We start from the raw sequence: 16,685 nt of genomic DNA on the forward strand, positions 1-16,685 counted from the left end.
ACAACCGAACCGAAAGGTGAACGAGATGACGACTGCCGTCCTCGACAAGGAAGAACTGCGTGAGCTGGTCGCCGACGCCCTCGATGTCGATGTCGACGAGGTCACGGACGACGCGAACTACATCGAGGACCTCGGTGTGGACTCGCTGATGGGTCTGGAGATCCTGGTGCAGCTGGAGAAGAAGTTCGGGGTGAAGATCTCCGAGGAGGAGTTCGGCCAGATCACCAACTTCGGCCAGACCTACACCCTGCTGTCCGGGAAAGTCACCGGATGACCCGCCACCCGGAGTGCCGGTCGGTGCGCGCCCCCTTCACGGAGGTACGCGCCGACCGGGCCGGTGCGGACGGGGGCGCCGACGGTTCCCGCACCGTGACGGTCACCCTGCCGCTCGCGCCGGACGAGTTGGTGTTCGACGGCCACTACCGGGGCTTCCCGATCTTCGCCGGGGTCTTCCTCGTCGAGACCGCGCACCGGGCGGCCCTCGCCCACCCCACGGCCGACGCCCCCCGGCTGCGCCTGGCCCGCCTGGAGTCCGCCCGCTTCCTGCACCCCGCCTACCCCGGCGACACCCTGTTCTTCACGCTGCGCTGGACGCGCGACGCGGAGGGCTGGGTGTGCCGGGCCACGGCGGCCACGGAGGAGCACCAGGTGGCCCGGATCCGGCTCCGTTACGAGGCGGCCGACGCGCCCCTGGCGTCGCTGCCCGCGCTGCCGGCGGCGATCGAACCGGCCGGTTCGTCCGGTCTGGGCCCGCTGGGGCTGCCCGAGGTGATGGCCAGGATCCCGCACCGCGACCAGATGCTGCTGATCGACCGGGTCGACACGTTCCACCCCGGTGAGCGGGTCACCGCGGTCAAGGCGGTGACCTTCGGCGAGCCCTGGTACCGGCGGCTCGCCGAAGAGGCCACGGACCCGGCCGCGTACGGCTACCCGATCGGGCTCCTCATGGAGTCCTTCAACCAGGCGGCCGCCGTGCTCGCCACCGCCGAGCGGGCCAACACCGACGTGCTGGCCGAAGAGGTCCTGATGCTCGGCGGCTACACCGACCTCGCGTTCGGTGCCCCGGTACTCCCCGGAGATCTGCTGGAGCACTCGGTGCGGCTGACCCGGACCGTCGACGACGTCCAGTTCTTCGAGGGCTGCACCCGTGTGCGCGGCGAGGTGGTCCTGACCGTCGGCGCGGCCGTCCTGGCCCGCCGCCCGGCCGGCGTCCTGCGCGCCTGAGCCTTTCCGGGGCCGGCGTCCCGCGCGCCCCGGGGCTTTCCGGGCGCGGGGTTTCCGGGCGCCCGGGTGTGGCCCGGTCACGTCTCGTCGTGACCCCGGCGAATTCCTCTGACAGCTTCCTGCAGATCGCCTGAGCCCGACCCCCGGTAGGGCTGAGAATTGCTTTACGGAAAGCCGTCGAGGCCCCCGGTGAAAACGTCCCGGGAATTCCAACCACCCCTTTTCACAAGGAGAATTTCGCATGTCCGAGACCCTGCAGTCCGAGCGCGTGGAAGCCATCAAGGAAATCGTCTGCGACATCCTGGAGATCGAGGAGGACGAGGTCACGATGACCAGCCTCTTCAAGGAGGACCACAAGGCCGATTCCCTGCGCGCCATCGAGATCCTCGCCGCCCTGGAGAAGAAGTTCAGCGTGGTCATCGACCAGTCCGAGCTGCCCCGGATGGTGAACATCGAGGGCGTCTACCAGGTCGTGGCCGAAGCCGGCCGCTGGTAGTCCCGTCCGCCGCCCTCGTGGGGGCGCCCCAGGCAGTCGGATCAACCGGATCGGAAGGGTGGCATGTCAGCACAGCACGTCGTCGAGACGGCCAAGGGAGCGGCGAAGGGCAGCGGCCACCGGGTCGTGCTCACCGGCCTGGGGGTGGTGTCCAGCATCGGCCTGGGCGTCACGGAGTTCCTCGCCGGGCTCCGCGCCGGCCGCAGCGGGGCCAAGCCCATCTCGGTGTTCGAAACCAACGGGTACTCCCACTCGACCGGGTGCGAGGTCACCGGGTTCGACCCGGCCCAGTGGATCAGCAATCTCCGGCTGGACCAGCTCGGCCGGGCCACCCAGTTCTCGGTGGCCGCCGCCCGGATGGCGGTGGAGGACGCCGGTCTCGATCCGGCCCGACTGCGTGAGCAGCGGGGGCTCATCTCCATCGGCACCACCGACGGTGAGTCCTACGACCTCGACCAGCTCGTGGAGACCGAGATCGGCCTCGGCCCGGAGAAGATGGACCCGGAGGCGGCCCGCCGGGTCCCCGCCGGCCGCCTGTCGGTCGCCATCGCCCAGGAGCTCGGCCTGTCCGACGTGGAGGCCGTCACCGTGCCGACGGCCTGCGCGGCCGGCAACTACGCCATCGGCTACGGCTTCGACGCGGTCAGCTCCGGCGAGGCCCAGTTCGCCATTTGCGGCGGCGCCGACGCGATGTGCCGCAAGACCTTCACCGGGTTCTACCGGCTCGGCACCATCGCCCCCGACCGCTGCCAGCCCTTCGACGTCGACCGCAAGGGCATCCTCACCGGCGAGGGCGCGGGCATCCTCGTCCTGGAGCGCCTGGACTCGGCGCTGGCCCGGGGCGCCCACATCTACGCCGAGGTCCTCGGCTACGGCCTCAACTGCGACGCGTACCACCAGGTCGCGCCCAACCGGGCGAGCGTCGCCCGCTGCATGGAGCGGGCCCTGGAGAACTCCGGGGTCGCACCGGAGCAGGTGGACCTGATCTCCGCGCACGGCACCGGCACCAAGGCCAACGACGTCACCGAGGTGGGCGCGATCCGCCAGGTGTACGGCGACGCCCCGCCGCGCACCGTGTCGATGAAGTCGATGCTCGGGCACAGCATGGGCGCCGCCAGCGCGCTGGGCGCCATCGGATGCGCGCTCGCCATCGACAACCGCTTCGTACCGCCGACCATCAACCACGTCACCCCGGACCCGGAGTGCGACGTCGACTGCGTGCCCAACGAGGCCGTCGAGGCCGACCTCAAGGTCGTCCAGAACAACGGTCTGGCCTTCGGTGGCAACAACGCGGTGGTCCTCTTCGGCCGGTACGACCGGGCCGACACGGAACAGAGGGAGAAGACGCTGTGCTGAACCAGGCCATCACCGGTATCGGTGCCGTGACGAGCATCGGCCGGGACACCGACGAAGTGTTCCGCAACCTGTGCGCCGGGGTCACCGGGCACGCCCCGCTCCGCGGCTTCGACCGGACGAACTTCCGGGCGCAGCACGCCTACGAGGTCGACGACCGCCCCGCCGAGGGCCAGGACGTCGCCGGCCGGGCCACCGCCCTGCTGCTCGACGCCGTCGCCCAGGCTGCCAAGGGCGCCGGACTCGGCGAGGACCTGAGCGGCGTGCCCGTCCTCGTGGGCACCGGCCTGCGCGAGCTGCGCTCCCTGGAGCTGTGGTGGCGCGGCGAGCACCGCATGGGCGAGCACGACCTGGACTTCGGCCCCGCCCTGCGTGAACGCTTCGGAGCCGAACAGACCCACACGTTCTCCAACGCCTGCTCCGCCTCCCTCTACGCGCTCGCGCTCGGCTCCGACCTGCTCGCCCAGGAGGGCGGGCCGGACACGGTGATCGTCGCGGGTGTCGACGTCCTGACGGAGAGCATGCACGGGCTGCTGGAGCGGGTGCACCCGGTGGCCCCGGAACGGGTGCGGCCCTTCGACCGCAACCGCACCGGCGTCCTGATGGGCGACGGCGCCGCCGCCATCGTGCTGCGCCGGGACGGTTACGGCGAGCAGGTGTACGGCCGGCTGCGCGGCGTGGCCGTCAACTGCGACGCGTACCACGCCACCGCGCCCTCCCCGGAGGGCATCGCCACCGCCATGCGCGAGGCGCACCGGATCGCCGAGGTCACCCCGGCCGACCTGGACCTGGTGATGCTGCACGGCACCGGCACCCTGCTCAACGACGAGGCCGAGGCGGTCGCGCTCGCCGACGTGCTCGGCACGGACCGCGGCCGCCCGCTGATGACCGCGATCAAGTCGATGACCGGGCACACCTCCGGCGGCTCCGGGCTGCTGAACCTGGTGGTGGGCCTGAGCGCCCTCGAAGCGGGCCGGGTGCCGCCCGTCGTGGGCCTGGACGACCCGGTGGACGAGGCGGCCGGATTCCGCTTCGTCACCGGCACACCGCGTGACGAGGAGATGACCCTGATGCAACTGGACGCCTTCGGGTTCGGCGGGATCAACGCGGTCGCGATCGTGGAGGCGGCCCGATGAGCCCGACCGCGCAGATCGTGATCACCGGGGCGAGCGTCCTCGTTCCCGGCGCCGAGTCCCCGGCCGGCCTGATCGCCGGACCGGCACCGGAGGCGGAGCCCGTGGAGCCCGCACAGGTGGTGGGCAAGAAGGGCCTCCGCTACAAGGACCGCGCCACCCAACTGGCGTACGGCATCGCCGACAAGGCGCTGAAGGACACCGGACTGCTCGGCGAGGACGGCCTGACCGTCCCCGCCGAGACGGTCGGGGTGGTCGCCAGCTCCAACTTCGGCAACCTGGACACCGTCACCCGGGCCCTGGACACCATCCACGCCGAGACGGTCTCCGGCACCTCGCCGATGGACCTGCCGAACGCGTCCAGCAATGTGATCGCCTCCTCGGTGGCGATCCGGTTCGGACTGCGCGGCCCCAACCTGATGGTCTGCAACGGCGCCACGTCCGGTCTGGACGCCCTGCACTGGGCCGCGACCATGATCACCGCGGGCCGGGTGGACCGGGTCCTGGTCATCGGCGTCGAACCCGACAACGACACGGTGCGACGGCTGCTCGGCGACGGCCGTGTCGCGGTGGACGGCGGCGCGGCGGTGGTGCTGGAGCGCGCCACGGCGGCGCAGGCCCGCTCCGCCCGCGTCCGGGCGGTCTACCGGGGCTACCGCGGTGCCTCCGACGTCCGTTCCTGCGTCGAGTCGCTGCGGGAGCTCGACCCCGGCACGGCGCCCGCCCGCTGGCAGGTGCCGCAGACCGACTCCGGCACGGTGGCCGACGACCTCCTGCCGGGCGTCCCCCGGCACGGGTTCGGGCCGAGCCGGGCCTCGGGCGCCCTGGGTGTGCTCCAGGCCGCCGCCGCGACCGCCTGGTTCGACGGCGGTGGCGAGGGTTCCGTGTACGCGGTGGCCGGTGCGGGCGGGACGAGGCCGGCCGCCGGGGTGGCCCTGCTGGCCCCGCAAGGAGCCTGAGGTGCCGAACTGGCAGGAGGCCGGTTCCTCGGCCCCCGTCCGGGTGCGCCGGTACGGTGACCCCCGTCCCGGCGCCCCCAAGGTCCTGTTCCTGCACGGGCTCGCCGGGAACGACACGATGTGGCAGCCGGCCGCCGACGTCCTCGCCGGGGATGCCGGGGAGCACGAGTTGTGGCTCGCCCAGCTCCCCTGGCGGGGACAGGGGCTCGCGGACTGGGGCCAGGACCCCGACATCGGACAGTGGGTAGAGGAGGCGCTCCTCGCGGTCCCCGGCGGTGTCGACGTGGTGGTCGCCCATTCGATGACCTCCAACGTCCTCCTCGAACTGCTCGACCGCTCCGGCCGGGCGGGCGGGGACCCGTTCGCCCGCTTCGGCATCCGGGCCCTCGTCCTGGTCGCCCCGTTCTACCGGGGGCGTACCGACGCCTTCGGCTGGGACACCATCAGCTACTACCTCAACGACTTCCACCTCATCCTGCGCGAGGGCATCCACGCCCAGTCGCGGGGCCGCATCGATCCCGACACCGAGATCGCCATGGCGGAACGCGTCAGGGAGTGGATCGGGCCCGCCGGCTGGATCCGTTTCTTCGACCTGTACCTGCGTACGCCCCACCTCCGGACCGCCGGCATCACGGTGCCGTGCCTGGTGCTCGGCGGCGAGACGGACATCGCCGCCCGGCCGGCCGACGCCACCGCGCTCGCCGAGGCGTTGCCGGACGCCCGCCTGCGGATCCTCGCCAGCGGTCACTTCCCGATGGTGGACGAGGCGGAGCGGTTCGGCGGCGAACTCCGGGCCTTCTTCGACTCGGTCCTGCTGCCCCGAGACATCTCCAGCACCGGGCCCCGCCCCGCAGGGTCCCTCAGCACAGAAACGTGACGAGAATGACTCCTACCGCAACGGCCGAACGCCGCCTGATCATCACCGCCTGGTCCGCCGTGTCGCCCTTCGGCATCGGCAGGGCCGCGTTCACCTCCGGTCTGCAGGAGCGCCGCGCCACCCTGGCGCCGCTCGGCCCGGACCACACCGGCACACCCAGCCCCGACGCCTGCCTGGTGCCGGGTTTCGACGTCCGCGAGGCGCTCGGCCGCAAGGGGACCCGCTCCATGGACCGGGTCACCGGTCTGACCGTGACCGCGGTCGGCGCGCTGCTCGGCGAGAGCGAGCGCAACCAGCGGGTGGGCACCGGGGAGGGCGCGGCCTTCGCGCTGGGCACCACCACGGGCAGCGCCCAGTCCATGATGGACTTCACCCGCGACTCGCTCACCGGCGACCAGCCGTTCTTCGTGGACCCGGCCCAGTTCCCCAACACGGTGATGAACTGCGCGAGCGGCCAGAGCGCCATCTGGTACCAGCTCAAGGGCCCCAACAGCACGATCGCCGGCGGTCGCAGCGCGGGTCTCCACGCCCTCAACTACGCGCGCCGGCTGCTGACCTCCGGCCACGCCGACAGCGTGCTGTGCGGCTCCGCCGAGGAGTTCTCGCCGGCCCGCGCCTGGCTGGAGCACCACTCCGTCGACCAGGACGGCGAGCGGGCGACCCCGCTCGGGGAGGGCAGCGCCATGCTGCTCATCGAGCCCGCCGGGGACGAGGACCAGCCGGTCCTCGCGGAAATCCTCGCCGTCGAGCTGGGCGTCGTGCTGGGTGACGACGTGCGTTCCGCGCTGACGTCCTGCCTTCGCCGCGCCCTCGCCCAGGCGGACGCCACCGCGGACGAGATCGCCGTGGTGGCCGAGTCCGGCAGCACCGGACGGGCCGGCGAGGACGAGCGTGCCGCCCTGGCCGACGTCCTGGACGGCAACCAGGTCCTCCACCTCGCACCGCACACGCTGATCGGTGACACCGGTGCCGCGGCCGCCGGTTTCCAGCTGGCCGCCCTGCTCGCGCACGCCGAGAACGACCCGGAGGGGACGGCGGGCCGGATCGGCCTGGTCACCGCCGTGGACCGGACCGGCTCCGTCGGCTGCGCCCTGCTGCGGCTGCGCTGACCGCGCGAACGCCCCGCCCGTACGTACTTTCTGGAGGTCACCATGGCCCGCCGCAGGCCGCGCTGGTATTTCTCGTTCCGCAGCCCCTACTCCTGGATCGCCTACCGGGACCTGCTGGAGCGCTACCCCGATGTCGCCGAGCAGATCGACTGGCTCCCGTTCTGGGAGCCGGACGCGGAGGCCACGAAGGAGCTGGCCGAGCGGGACATCACGCTCCCCTACGTGGCGATGTCCCGTGAGAAGCACCTGTACATCCTCCAGGACGTACGCCGTCTCACCCGGCAGCGCGGACTCGACATGGTCTGGCCGCAGGACAAGGACCCCGTGTGGGAGGTGTCCCACCTGGCGTACCTGGTGGCGGACCGCCTCGGCCGGGGCCGGGCGTTCATCGACGCCGTGTACCGGGCCCGCTGGGAGCAGGGGCAGAACATCTCCGAGCCGGAGGTCATGGCGCGCATCGGCCGCGACCTCGGCATCGACCCCGAGGCGCTCGCCACCGCGCACAGCGACCCGGAGGTACGGGCCGAGGGCGCCCGGCACCTGGAAGTCCTGCACCGGGACGGGGTGTTCGGGGTGCCGTACTTCATCGACGGGTTCGAGAAGTTCTGGGGCGTGGACCGCCTCGAGGACTTCGTGGAGCTCAACCGCGCCCGCCGGGGCGAGCCCGTGCCGGCCGGGGCCCTCGCCCTCGACCAGGGGCACGCGGGCGGCTGCGGCTGAACCGGCCGGGGCCCGGGCCCGGAGGCTGCGGGCCCCGCTGCCGGGGCGCACACGCATCGGCCGTACCCGGTCCCGACGGACCGGCTCATCTTCTCGGGGGGACCACCATGACAGGGCTCAGTGCCACGCTGGAGGAGTCGGCGCCGGCCGGCGCGACCGGCACCGTGGACGTGTGGTGGTGGCGCACCGGGACGACGGTGACCCCGGAGGACTTCGCGCTGCTGGACGGCGCGGAACGCGAGCGGCTGGCCGGGATCGGGCACCCCGAGCACGCCGGGGAGTTCGCCGGCTGCCGGGCGGCCGTGCGCCGTATCCTCGGCCCCCTGCTGGACATCGAGCCCGGCGGTATCCGGTTCGGGCGCCGTCCCTGTCCGGGGTGCGGCGACGCGGAGCACGGCCCCCCGAGGGTCGTGGAGCCGGCGTACGACGGCTGGATCAGCATCAGTCACAGCAGGGGCATCGGTCTGCTCGCGGTGGCGGACCGGCCGGTGGGCGTGGACGCGGAGCATGAGCGCAGGGTGCCGGTCGAGGACCTGGCCGCGAAGGTGTTCGCGCCCGCCGAGGCCGACGGGGTGTGCGCCCTGCCGGACGGGTCCGGGCGGCGGCTACGGGCCTTCCTGCGCGGCTGGACGCGGAAGGAGGCCGTGCTCAAGGGCGTCGGGACGGGCATCGCCACCGATCTCACGGTGGTCGAGGTGCACCCACTGCACACGGGGCCGGTCACCGTGCACGCGGGCGGCGCACCGTGGCGGGTGACCGACCTCGCGCTGCCCGAGGGGTGGCAGGGGGCCGTCGCGGTGGCGGACTCCGGCGCGGGCGTCGACGTACGGCTGCGCACGCACGGGTGAGGGGCACGGCCCTGCGGCCGCGCCCCCCGTCCCGCTTGCGCGGCGCCTACCTCACGGTGTGCCCGATTCGATGAGCCGGACGAACACCGCGGTGTCGAAGATGTCCGCCATCCGTACGGCGCGGCCGTCGCGCAGGGTCCAGGAGTGGACGAAGTCGAGCGTCTCGGTGCGCCCGTCGAGCGAGGTCACGTCCCGCACACCGAACACCACCACCCGGTCGTCCGCGCACACGAACTCCTCGGGGCGCAGCCGCATCCCGCCGATCACGCCCGGCACGCGGGCCAGGAAGTCCCGTACACCCGCGTGTCCCAGCTTGGTGCCGCCCAGGCCGTACGGGTTCATCCCCTCCGGGTGGACCCACTCGATGCCGGGGTCGAGGGTGGCCAGCAGTCCCTCCACGTCCCGGTCGTGGAAGGCCCGGTAGGCGGCGTGGACGACGTCGAGGTTGTTCATCGGGTTCAGTGCTCCCTGGGCTTCACACGGTCGGGGTGGAGTGCTTCGAGCGTGCGGCGGATGCCGTCGCGCCAGCTCACTTCGCACGGGCCGGTCAGGCGCCGCCTGAGCGTCGGGTCGAACTGGTAGGTCTCGCGGGTGACGTCGCTCGGTACGAGGTCGGCCGTGACGCCGGTCAGTTCCTCCATGTACCGCACGCAGTCGGTGATCCCGACCGATTCGTCGCCGCCCCAGTTGACCAGGGTCGCCGGGGCGGAGGCCGCCTGCCACAGCCGGGGCACCTGGGCCACCAGGTCGCTGGTGTACAGCAGCGAGCACCAGTTCTGGCCGGTGCGGGGCACCGCGATGGGCTCGCCCGCGAGCATCCGGGCGAAGTAGAGCATCGGTACGCCGCCGTAGCCGCCGGGGCCGTAGGCGATGTTGAGGCGGGCGATGGTGGTGGGCAGCCCGAGCACCTGGGCGAAGGCGCGTACCGCGCCCTCGGTGGCGATCTTCCCCACCGGGTAGGCGGGCAGCCAGTCGGCGACGCCGTCGACCGGGTCGGTCTCGGTGTACTTGTGGTCGAGCGTCTGCCGCCGGTAGACGGCGCCCGTCGACACGTACAGGAACGCCTCGGCGGACCGGCAGTGCGTCATCAGGCGTCCGGCCGAGACCGCGTTGACCTCGGCGGTGGCGTTGAAGTCACCGTCGTCGCCCCGCCGTACCGCCGAGTGCATCACATGGGTGAAGTCGTCGGGCACCCCGCGCAGGGCGTCCCCCGTGGGGTCGTCCATGTCCCAGTGCCAGGTGGTGACGCCGCGCTCGCGCAGCGCCTGCTCGACTCCGGGTGTGGTGAACCTGCCAAGGCACCACACCTCGTTCTGTGCGGCCAGTGCCTCGGCCACCGGCCGGGCGACCTGCCCGGTGCCTCCGGTGATCAGGATCTTCGCGCCCTTCACTGCTCCTCTTCCCCCTTCGTCGCCGCACGGTCCTCACCCATGGCGCGGTCCAGTTCCCGGCGCAGAATCCCCTGGAACTCGGCCACATGGCGTGGGCCCATCAGCGTGTAGTGCTCGCCCGGTACGTCGATGTACCGGACGCCTTCGGTGGTGTACGTGTCCCATTGCCGCAGCTCGTTCGCCAGCCAGTCCTCCTTGGTGCCCCGCAGCGGGATCGCGTAGAAGACGCTCATCGACCGGACGGTCCCGCGGGGCTCGTAGGTGCGGCCCAGGTCCGTGAGGCGGTCGGCGAGCTCGGCCCAGGCGCCGAACTTGTGGACGTCGAGGTCGAGCTCGGCCAGGCGCCGCTGGGGTGCGATCCGCATGAAGTGCGCGAGCTGCTCCTCACGCGGGAGGTCGCGGAGCAGCGCGGGCAGTTCGAGGGACTGCTTCTTGTCGATGAGGTCGAGGAAGAAGGCGAGGTTCGCCGCCGTCTCGACGAAGTCGAGTTCGTTCATGCGGTACTTGATGTGCGGCGGCAGGTTGAAGCTGCCCACGAAGTCGACCCGTTCGCCCTGCGCCTCGAGCGCCTTGGCGATCTCGAAGGCCACCGCGCCGCCGTAGGAGTATCCGGCCACCGCGTACGGGCCGTGCGGCTGCCGGTCGCGGATGGCGGAGACGTAGGTCTCGACCATTTCCTCGAAACTGACGAACGGCTTCTCACCCTCATTGAAGCCCCGGGCGCGCAGTGCGTAGAACGGCCGGTCCCCCGTGAAGTACTTGGCCAGGTTGAAGAAGACGAGGACCTCACCGACACCCGGGTGGACGCAGAACAGCGGGGTCTTCGAGCCGGTCAGCTGCATCGGCACGACGGGGTCGTACGCCGCCGGGGAGCCGGACGCCGACTGCTTCGCGAGCCGGGCGGCCAGGGAGCGGACCGTCGGAGCGGTCAGCAGGTCGATCACCTGGAGGCCGGGCACGCCGAGCCGCTGCGTCACCTGGCTGCGCAGCCGGAGTATGTCGAGGGAGGTCCCGCCCAGGTCGAAGAAGTTGGCGGTGGCGCTGATCGCGTCCGGTGCCATGCCGAACATGCCGGCGTAGATCTCGGCCAGTGCCCGCTCGGTGTCCCCCTCGGGCGGTGTGTATCCGCCCAGCATGCGGGTGGCCAGCTCGGCGACCTCGCGGACCGTGGCGTCGTACGCGCCCGATTCCAGGCGCCGGCGCATCAGGGCGCGCTGGATCTTGCCGAGGCTCGTCTTGGGGAAGGCGTCCTTGTCCAGCGGCAGGATCAGCCCGGGCCGGAAGCCCCAGCGCATCACCACGGTGCTGCGTACGGCAGTCAGTACGCGGTGCAGCGCCGCCTCGTCGCCGTCCGGTACCTCGGCGTGGAAGGCGATGGCCACCTGCTCGGTGTCGCTGTGCTCGGGGCGTATGGGGAAGGCGGCGACGTAGGAGCGGGCCACTCCGTCGAGCCGTTCGAGCGCGGTCTCCATCTCGTGGCTGAAGTAGTTGACGCCGTTGACGATGACGCTGTCCTTGCTGCGCCCCACCAGGGTGAGCCGGCCGTCGGTGATCCGGCCCAGGTCGCCGCTGCGGAACCAGCCGTCGGTGGTGAACGCCTCGGCGGTGGCGCGCGGGTTGTTGTGGTAGCCGGTGGTGACCATGGGGCCGGACAGCTGGAGCTCGCCGACCTCGCCGTCGGGCAGTACCCGGTCGTCCTCGTCCACGACGCGGATGCGGAGCCCTTCGACGGGTGTGCCGACCGCGGCGAACTCCTGGTCGCGGTCGGCCTCGGGGAAGTCCTGGTTGTAGATGCTGCCGGCGCACGTCTCGGTCATCCCGAAGGCGGGCCACAGGGTGCGGGGGCCGAGGCCGTAGGGGGCGAAGCGGCTGAGGAAGGCCCGTCCGGTGGTGCCGAGCACCGCCTCGCCGCCGCTGATGAGCTGCCGCAGCGGGGACAGGTCGAGCGAGTCCGCGAGTGCGGGGGGCAGGTCCGCGGCGTTGAGCCGCCCGAGCAGGAAGTTGGGTGCGAACGTCGCGGTCACGCGGTGCCGGGAGAGCAGCCGGACGAACTCCAGGGGCTCGGCGAGTATGACCGACGCCTCGGCGTGCCACTGGCGGGCGCCCGTGTACAGGGGGAACAGGTGGCATTCGAGGAGGGCCGCGACATGGTCGAAGGAGACCCAGTTGAACATGGTGTCGGCGGAGGTGAGCCGGTGGTGGCCGTTCTTGCCGGCCATCGACGCGAGCAGATTGCCATGGCTGAGGCGGACCGCCTTGGAGTTGCCGGTGGACCCGGACGTCAGCACCAGCAGTGCGGTGTCCTCGGCCGCCGCGGTGTGCGTCGTGCCGGCCGGTCCGCCTCCGTGCAGGGACTCGAAGGTGGTGACGCGCAGCCCGTCGACCGGGGGCAGCTCGGCGGCGAGGGGCGCGTCGGTGAGTACGAGGGGACGCTCCAACAGGGTGTTCACGTGCCCGAGTTGGTCGGCCCAGCGCTCCCGGTCCGCCCGCTGGGGGGACATCGGGCAGGGTATGAACCCGCCGAGCACACAGGCCCAGAACGCGGTGAGGAATTGCCGCTGTCGCTCCAGGACGAGGACGACCTCGTCCTTGGGGGTCAGGCCCTCGGCGCGCAGCGCGGTCAGGAGGCACAGGGCTTCGTGCAGCAGTTCCCTGTGGTTGTGGAATTCGTACGGGGAGTCCGAGTCGCCCAGGCAGTAACCGATTCCGGTTTCCGGGTGGTTCCGAGCGGCACGGGTGAGCAGATCAGCGATGTTCACGTGGTGCTCCGGGAGTCAAGGACCGATGAGGGGTGGGAAAGCCCGGAGGGGACGGGGCGAGGGCTGAACGGGAGGGCGGGAGCCGGGCGGCGACGCGTCCGAACGCGTTCGTCATGAACGTAGTCGGGGGGTTGTGCGGGGGAGAAAGAAGGACCTGTAGTGGTCAGAAATCTCACCCTGTGTCACGGAGGGGGCGGGCGCGGTGTACACGGGGTGGGAAAAGCGGAACCGGTAACCCCTTTTTCGACGGTTCGCGTGCAGTTTGCTGACGTACCGGCCCACGGCGCGGGAAAAAGGCGTTAAGACGGTGAGGCCGGTTACTTGTTTGATTTTGAAGTAAACGACCAGTTGTTATGTGGTAATCGACACAGTCGGTCCGGGAACACGGCCGACGGTACACAGTGCTGAAGTGGTCACGAAGTCACCGGGGGGTGCCGGCCGGCCTATCCAGCCCGGCCGACTTGGCCAGATCCGTACTGCTCACGCGCACATTCCTTACCCTGTGACCCGCTGGTCCCCGGGGGTGCCGCGGCAGGGCGGCCCGTCACGGCCCTCGCGCGCGACGCGTGCGCGGGTACGGGCGAGAGGATTCCCGTACCCGCGAAGTGCTAGATTTTCCGGCGCTGTCCGTGGCGCTCATACGGCCTATCACCCCAGGTCAACGGCGCCCGGCATGGCTCCGATCGGCCTGCCTCGAAACCATGTGGGGCCAGGCGCGCGATCGGTGTACCGGAGGTTTCCGGACACGTAAGCATGTCGTTTCCGGAGGACGTGCGTTCAGTTCGAGGTCGTGTATTGGGGAATCCTGTGGCGCGCCGGTATCCGGCAGGGGCAGGGATTTGTTGACTGAAACTGACGGGTCGAACTAACCTCGCGGTATGCGTCAACCCCGCATTACCGAGGCCGGTGAGTCATTTCGTGGGTCGCCGTCAGGAGGCCCGAAGCCGTAGTGCCGGGGCAGCGCAGGTGAATGCAAGGAAACCTGGCAGGCGAGGGGGCGTCAGTGGCAGGTGTTGCAGAAGATCCGCCGACCGCGGATGTGATCGACAGGGGGGATACGGGAACGGTAGTCGATGATCACACCGAGCGTCCGGAGTCACCGGAGCTCGACCACGCAGCACGCCTCGAGCGGGAACTGCTGCGCGCCCACGCGTTGATAGAGTCCACGGTCGCTCTCCACCGCCGCGGCCCCGCCGGCCCCTCCCCACTGGCCCGCACCCAGGGAGTCCCCGTCGGCGAGACCCTGGCGCAGCTCATCAGCCGCGCCCGGCACACCGTGTGCGTCACCCTGACCGACACCGGGGAGTTCGCCCAGGCCGCGCTGCGTCTGCTGCCCACTATCCCGCCCAGCGTCTCCGTACGCGTGCTGTGTACGGCCGAGACCGTGAGCGCCCTGACCGAACCGGCGGTCCCACCTCCCGGCGTCCACCTCGAAGTGCGCGTCGCCGAACGACAGTTCCGCGAGTGCCTGATCCTCGACGGCTCCTCCGTCCTCGTGCGCCCCGACGAGCAGGACGGCGACTACACGACCGTCGTGAACGACACCGCCGCGGTACGCGCACTGGAACTGCTCTTCGCCGGTGCCTGGTCACGGGGCCGCAGGCTGGAGGACCACCTCCGCACCCACAAGCGCCTGCGCACCGAGCTCGCCAGGAACGTCCTCAAGCTGCTGAGCGAGGGCAAGACCGACGAGGCGGCGGCCCGCGAACTCGACATATCCCTGCGCACCTACCGGCGCTACGTCGCCGACTTCATCCGGGAGTTCGAGGTGGAGTCCCGCTTCCAGGCGGGTGTGAGAGCCGTGGAACTGGGGTTGCTCCCGCCGGTGGACGGTCGGTGTGGTGCCGCGTGAACGGCGGACCCGATGAGGACGTCGAGCAGGCGCTGCTCAAGGTGCGGACCCTGATCGAGTCCACGGTGGCCCTGCACCGCGACCGCAGCGTCCAGGAACAGCTCATCAGCACGATCGACGGCAGCTACGACGCGGTGCTCGACGCCGCCCGCCGGCTCATCGGCGGTGCGACCCACTCCATCGACATCGTCCACGCCCGGATGACCGGCCCGGAGGGGCCCACCGGCGCGGAACAGGAACTGATCTACGACGCGGCCGAGCTGGTCTCGGTGCGGCTGCTCACCGTTCCCGTGCTGCTGGACGACGACTTCGTACGCGAGCAGTACGTCAGGGAGCGGCCGGTGGCGATCCGGGTCGCCCCGGTCCCGCCTCTGCAGGCGCTCGTCGTCGACCACGCCTCCGCCCTGGTGGTGGCCGAGTCCGTGACCGGCCGGCGCGCCTCGATCATCAGGGCACCGGAGGTCGTGGACACCCTGCACACGCTCTTCGAGACCGTGTGGGGCCAGGCGTCACCCGTCGGCGTCCGGACGATCTTCGAGAGCCCCGAACGGGCCGACGTGGCCCGGCAGATCCTGGCGGCGCTGCGGGCCGGCGTCACCGACGACGTCGCCGCCCGTGCGCTCGGGGTCTCGGTGCGCACCTACCGGCGGCACGTGGCGGATCTGCTGGCGATGCTCGGGGCCAACTCCCGTTTCCAGGCCGGGGTCAAGGCCGCCGAACTGGGCCTGCTGGCTCCCCCGGCCCCCCGGGCAGGCGGCACGGGCCGCCCCTAGGGGCGGCCCGGCGGTCCTCCCCCGGGTTTCTCCGGCGTTCCCTTTTTCACCTTCCGCTGGCAACTTGCTGAAAGGCGCCTTGCCGCACGGGGTGACGGCCAGTTTGATGGGGGCGTGGAAAGCGTTCCGGACCTGCCGGAATCGCCTCGCAGCGGTGTATACGTCCCCCGGTATGCCCGCTCCTGCGCGGGGGTCCGGACAATCGTGCGAGGTCCGGGTCCCCGTGTGTTCTGGTGAACACGCCCCCGGAAGGCGGGACCATGAATGACATAGCTATCGGCCTGGTGTTTCCTGGACAGGGAACACAGAAATCGGGAATGGGCGAGGTCTGGCGCGGAACGCCGTCCTGGGAAATAGTGGACCGCATTTCCGAAGCCGCCGGAGAAGACGTTTCCGAGCTTCTTCTGCACACCCCCGCCGAGCAATTGCTCCGCACCGACCTTGCACAGCTCGCCGTGTTCACCGTGGGGATCCTCGCCCACGCCGAGGCGGTGCGCCACGGCGCGCTGGACGGCGCGGTCGTCGCCTGCGCGGGGCACAGCCTCGGCGAGTACACGGCCCTGGCCGCGGCGGGGGCCCTCACCGTCGAGGAGGCGGCCCGGCTCGTCGCCGTCCGCGGCCGGGCCATGCGCGACGCGGCCGGCGAACGGGCGGGCACCATGGGCGTCCTGGTCGCCGCCCCCGCCGGCGACGTCGAGGCGCTGGTGGAGCGGCTCCGGACCGAAGGCGCCGAGGTGTGGGTGGCCAACCTCAACGCACCGGGCCAGACCGTGCTGTCCGGTTCCGTCGAAGGCATCGCCCTGGCCGCCGAACAGGCGCCCTCCATCGGCGCCAAGGCCATCCGCCTCCAGGTCGGCGGCGCCTTCCACAGCCCCTACATGAAACCCGCGGCCGACGCCCTGCGGCGCGCGCTCAAGGACGCCGCGTTCGCCCCCGCCCACCTGCCGGTGGTGGCCAACGTCGACGCCGAGCCGCACGGCGGGGACAGCGACTGGACCGACCTCGGCACGCGCCAGCTCACCTCACCGGTGCGGTGGGAGGAGTCGGTGCGGACCCTCACCGGCCGGCTCGGCTGCCGCCGCCTCGTCGAACTCGGTCCCGGCCGCACCCTCGCCGGGATGATCCGACGGATCGTCCCCGACACCGAGGTGACGTCCGTCGACAGCCCGAACGCAACGACCACCACCTGAC

Annotated in this window: 16 protein-coding genes; 13 read left to right on the forward strand and 3 right to left on the reverse strand. The window is 71.4% G+C overall.

All coding sequences use genetic code 11. The annotated features are described in order from the left end of the window. Positions 1-25: 25 nt before the first annotated feature. The 10 genes from ACZ6C1_RS14350 (at position 26) to ACZ6C1_RS14395 (ending at position 8,719) form a co-directional block, all read left to right on the forward strand. Entirely contained in the window at positions 26-274 is a 249-nt protein-coding gene (locus ACZ6C1_RS14350; protein ID WP_469240794.1) for an acyl carrier protein, read from the forward strand. Then, positions 271-1,224, forward strand: coding sequence for an ApeI family dehydratase (locus tag ACZ6C1_RS14355; RefSeq protein WP_469240801.1), 954 nt, complete (start codon positions 271-273; stop codon positions 1,222-1,224). Before ACZ6C1_RS14350 ends, ACZ6C1_RS14355 begins: the two co-directional genes overlap by 4 nt. A gap of 241 nt (positions 1,225-1,465) precedes the next feature. Further along, positions 1,466-1,720 carry an acyl carrier protein gene (locus tag ACZ6C1_RS14360; protein WP_469240802.1) on the forward strand — a complete coding sequence of 85 codons (255 nt, stop codon included), beginning with the start codon at positions 1,466-1,468 and terminating at the stop codon, positions 1,718-1,720. A gap of 63 nt (positions 1,721-1,783) precedes the next feature. Beyond that, entirely contained in the window at positions 1,784-3,076 is a 1,293-nt protein-coding gene (locus ACZ6C1_RS14365) for a beta-ketoacyl-[acyl-carrier-protein] synthase family protein (protein WP_469240804.1), read from the forward strand. After that, positions 3,073-4,209 (forward strand): beta-ketoacyl-[acyl-carrier-protein] synthase family protein, encoded by a 1,137-nt coding sequence (locus tag ACZ6C1_RS14370; RefSeq protein WP_469241223.1) that lies wholly within the window; start codon positions 3,073-3,075, stop codon positions 4,207-4,209. The genes ACZ6C1_RS14365 and ACZ6C1_RS14370 overlap by 4 nt, the downstream gene beginning before the upstream one ends. Next, positions 4,206-5,165 carry a beta-ketoacyl synthase N-terminal-like domain-containing protein gene (locus ACZ6C1_RS14375; protein WP_469240805.1) on the forward strand — a complete coding sequence of 320 codons (960 nt, stop codon included), beginning with the start codon at positions 4,206-4,208 and terminating at the stop codon, positions 5,163-5,165. The genes ACZ6C1_RS14370 and ACZ6C1_RS14375 overlap by 4 nt, the downstream gene beginning before the upstream one ends. 1 nt (position 5,166) lies before the next feature. Then, complete coding sequence (locus ACZ6C1_RS14380) at positions 5,167-6,042, forward strand: alpha/beta fold hydrolase (RefSeq protein WP_469240806.1); 876 nt, start codon at positions 5,167-5,169, stop codon at positions 6,040-6,042. 5 nt (positions 6,043-6,047) lie between these two features. Then, positions 6,048-7,151 carry a beta-ketoacyl synthase N-terminal-like domain-containing protein gene (locus ACZ6C1_RS14385; protein WP_469240808.1) on the forward strand — a complete coding sequence of 368 codons (1,104 nt, stop codon included), beginning with the start codon at positions 6,048-6,050 and terminating at the stop codon, positions 7,149-7,151. Between the two features lie 42 nt (positions 7,152-7,193). After that, positions 7,194-7,871 carry a DsbA family protein gene (locus ACZ6C1_RS14390; protein WP_469240809.1) on the forward strand — a complete coding sequence of 226 codons (678 nt, stop codon included), beginning with the start codon at positions 7,194-7,196 and terminating at the stop codon, positions 7,869-7,871. Positions 7,872-7,978: 107 nt separating this feature from the next. Then, positions 7,979-8,719, forward strand: a complete 741-nt coding sequence (locus tag ACZ6C1_RS14395; RefSeq protein WP_469240811.1) for a 4'-phosphopantetheinyl transferase family protein — start codon at positions 7,979-7,981, stop codon at positions 8,717-8,719. 51 nt (positions 8,720-8,770) lie between these two features. Here the strand turns inward: ACZ6C1_RS14395 and ACZ6C1_RS14400 are convergent, their stop codons facing one another. The 3 genes from ACZ6C1_RS14400 to ACZ6C1_RS14410 are packed head-to-tail and all read right to left on the reverse strand — an operon-like array spanning position 8,771 to position 12,869. Beyond that, a complete protein-coding gene (locus ACZ6C1_RS14400; protein ID WP_469240812.1) occupies positions 8,771-9,172 on the reverse strand; it encodes a nuclear transport factor 2 family protein in 402 nt (133 codons plus the stop codon). Between the two features lie 5 nt (positions 9,173-9,177). Continuing rightward, positions 9,178-10,110: an NAD-dependent epimerase/dehydratase family protein gene (locus ACZ6C1_RS14405; protein WP_469240814.1), complete on the reverse strand. Its 933-nt coding sequence runs from the start codon at positions 10,108-10,110 to the stop codon at positions 9,178-9,180. After that, positions 10,107-12,869 carry an alpha/beta fold hydrolase gene (locus ACZ6C1_RS14410; RefSeq protein WP_469240816.1) on the reverse strand — a complete coding sequence of 921 codons (2,763 nt, stop codon included), beginning with the start codon at positions 12,867-12,869 and terminating at the stop codon, positions 10,107-10,109. Before ACZ6C1_RS14410 ends, ACZ6C1_RS14405 begins: the two co-directional genes overlap by 4 nt. A 1,003-nt stretch (positions 12,870-13,872) precedes the next feature. Here ACZ6C1_RS14410 and ACZ6C1_RS14415 point away from each other — a divergent pair. The 3 genes from ACZ6C1_RS14415 to ACZ6C1_RS14425 all read left to right on the forward strand — a co-directional run bounded on the left by ACZ6C1_RS14415 (position 13,873) and on the right by ACZ6C1_RS14425 (position 16,684). Continuing rightward, entirely contained in the window at positions 13,873-14,721 is an 849-nt protein-coding gene (locus tag ACZ6C1_RS14415) for a helix-turn-helix domain-containing protein (protein WP_469240818.1), read from the forward strand. Next, positions 14,718-15,494 carry a LuxR family transcriptional regulator gene (locus tag ACZ6C1_RS14420; RefSeq protein ID WP_469240819.1) on the forward strand — a complete coding sequence of 259 codons (777 nt, stop codon included), beginning with the start codon at positions 14,718-14,720 and terminating at the stop codon, positions 15,492-15,494. Before ACZ6C1_RS14415 ends, ACZ6C1_RS14420 begins: the two co-directional genes overlap by 4 nt. Positions 15,495-15,754: 260 nt before the next feature. Then, positions 15,755-16,684: an ACP S-malonyltransferase gene (locus tag ACZ6C1_RS14425; RefSeq protein WP_469240821.1), complete on the forward strand. Its 930-nt coding sequence runs from the start codon at positions 15,755-15,757 to the stop codon at positions 16,682-16,684. Position 16,685: the final 1 nt, after the last annotated feature.

The organism is Streptomyces sp. NPDC041796, from assembly GCF_055590785.1.

Coding starts and splice junctions, on each gene's coding strand:
- ACZ6C1_RS14365 (WP_469240804.1), top strand. CDS start 1,784: ATGTCAGCACAGCACGTCGTCGAGACGGCCAAGGGAGCGGCGAAGGGC.
- ACZ6C1_RS14385 (WP_469240808.1), top strand. CDS start 6,048: ATGACTCCTACCGCAACGGCCGAACGCCGCCTGATCATCACCGCCTGG.
- ACZ6C1_RS14375 (WP_469240805.1), top strand. CDS start 4,206: ATGAGCCCGACCGCGCAGATCGTGATCACCGGGGCGAGCGTCCTCGTT.
- ACZ6C1_RS14355 (WP_469240801.1), top strand. CDS start 271: ATGACCCGCCACCCGGAGTGCCGGTCGGTGCGCGCCCCCTTCACGGAG.
- ACZ6C1_RS14400 (WP_469240812.1), bottom strand. CDS start 9,172: ATGAACAACCTCGACGTCGTCCACGCCGCCTACCGGGCCTTCCACGAC.
- ACZ6C1_RS14395 (WP_469240811.1), top strand. CDS start 7,979: ATGACAGGGCTCAGTGCCACGCTGGAGGAGTCGGCGCCGGCCGGCGCG.
- ACZ6C1_RS14360 (WP_469240802.1), top strand. CDS start 1,466: ATGTCCGAGACCCTGCAGTCCGAGCGCGTGGAAGCCATCAAGGAAATC.
- ACZ6C1_RS14350 (WP_469240794.1), top strand. CDS start 26: ATGACGACTGCCGTCCTCGACAAGGAAGAACTGCGTGAGCTGGTCGCC.
- ACZ6C1_RS14390 (WP_469240809.1), top strand. CDS start 7,194: ATGGCCCGCCGCAGGCCGCGCTGGTATTTCTCGTTCCGCAGCCCCTAC.
- ACZ6C1_RS14425 (WP_469240821.1), top strand. CDS start 15,755: ATGAATGACATAGCTATCGGCCTGGTGTTTCCTGGACAGGGAACACAG.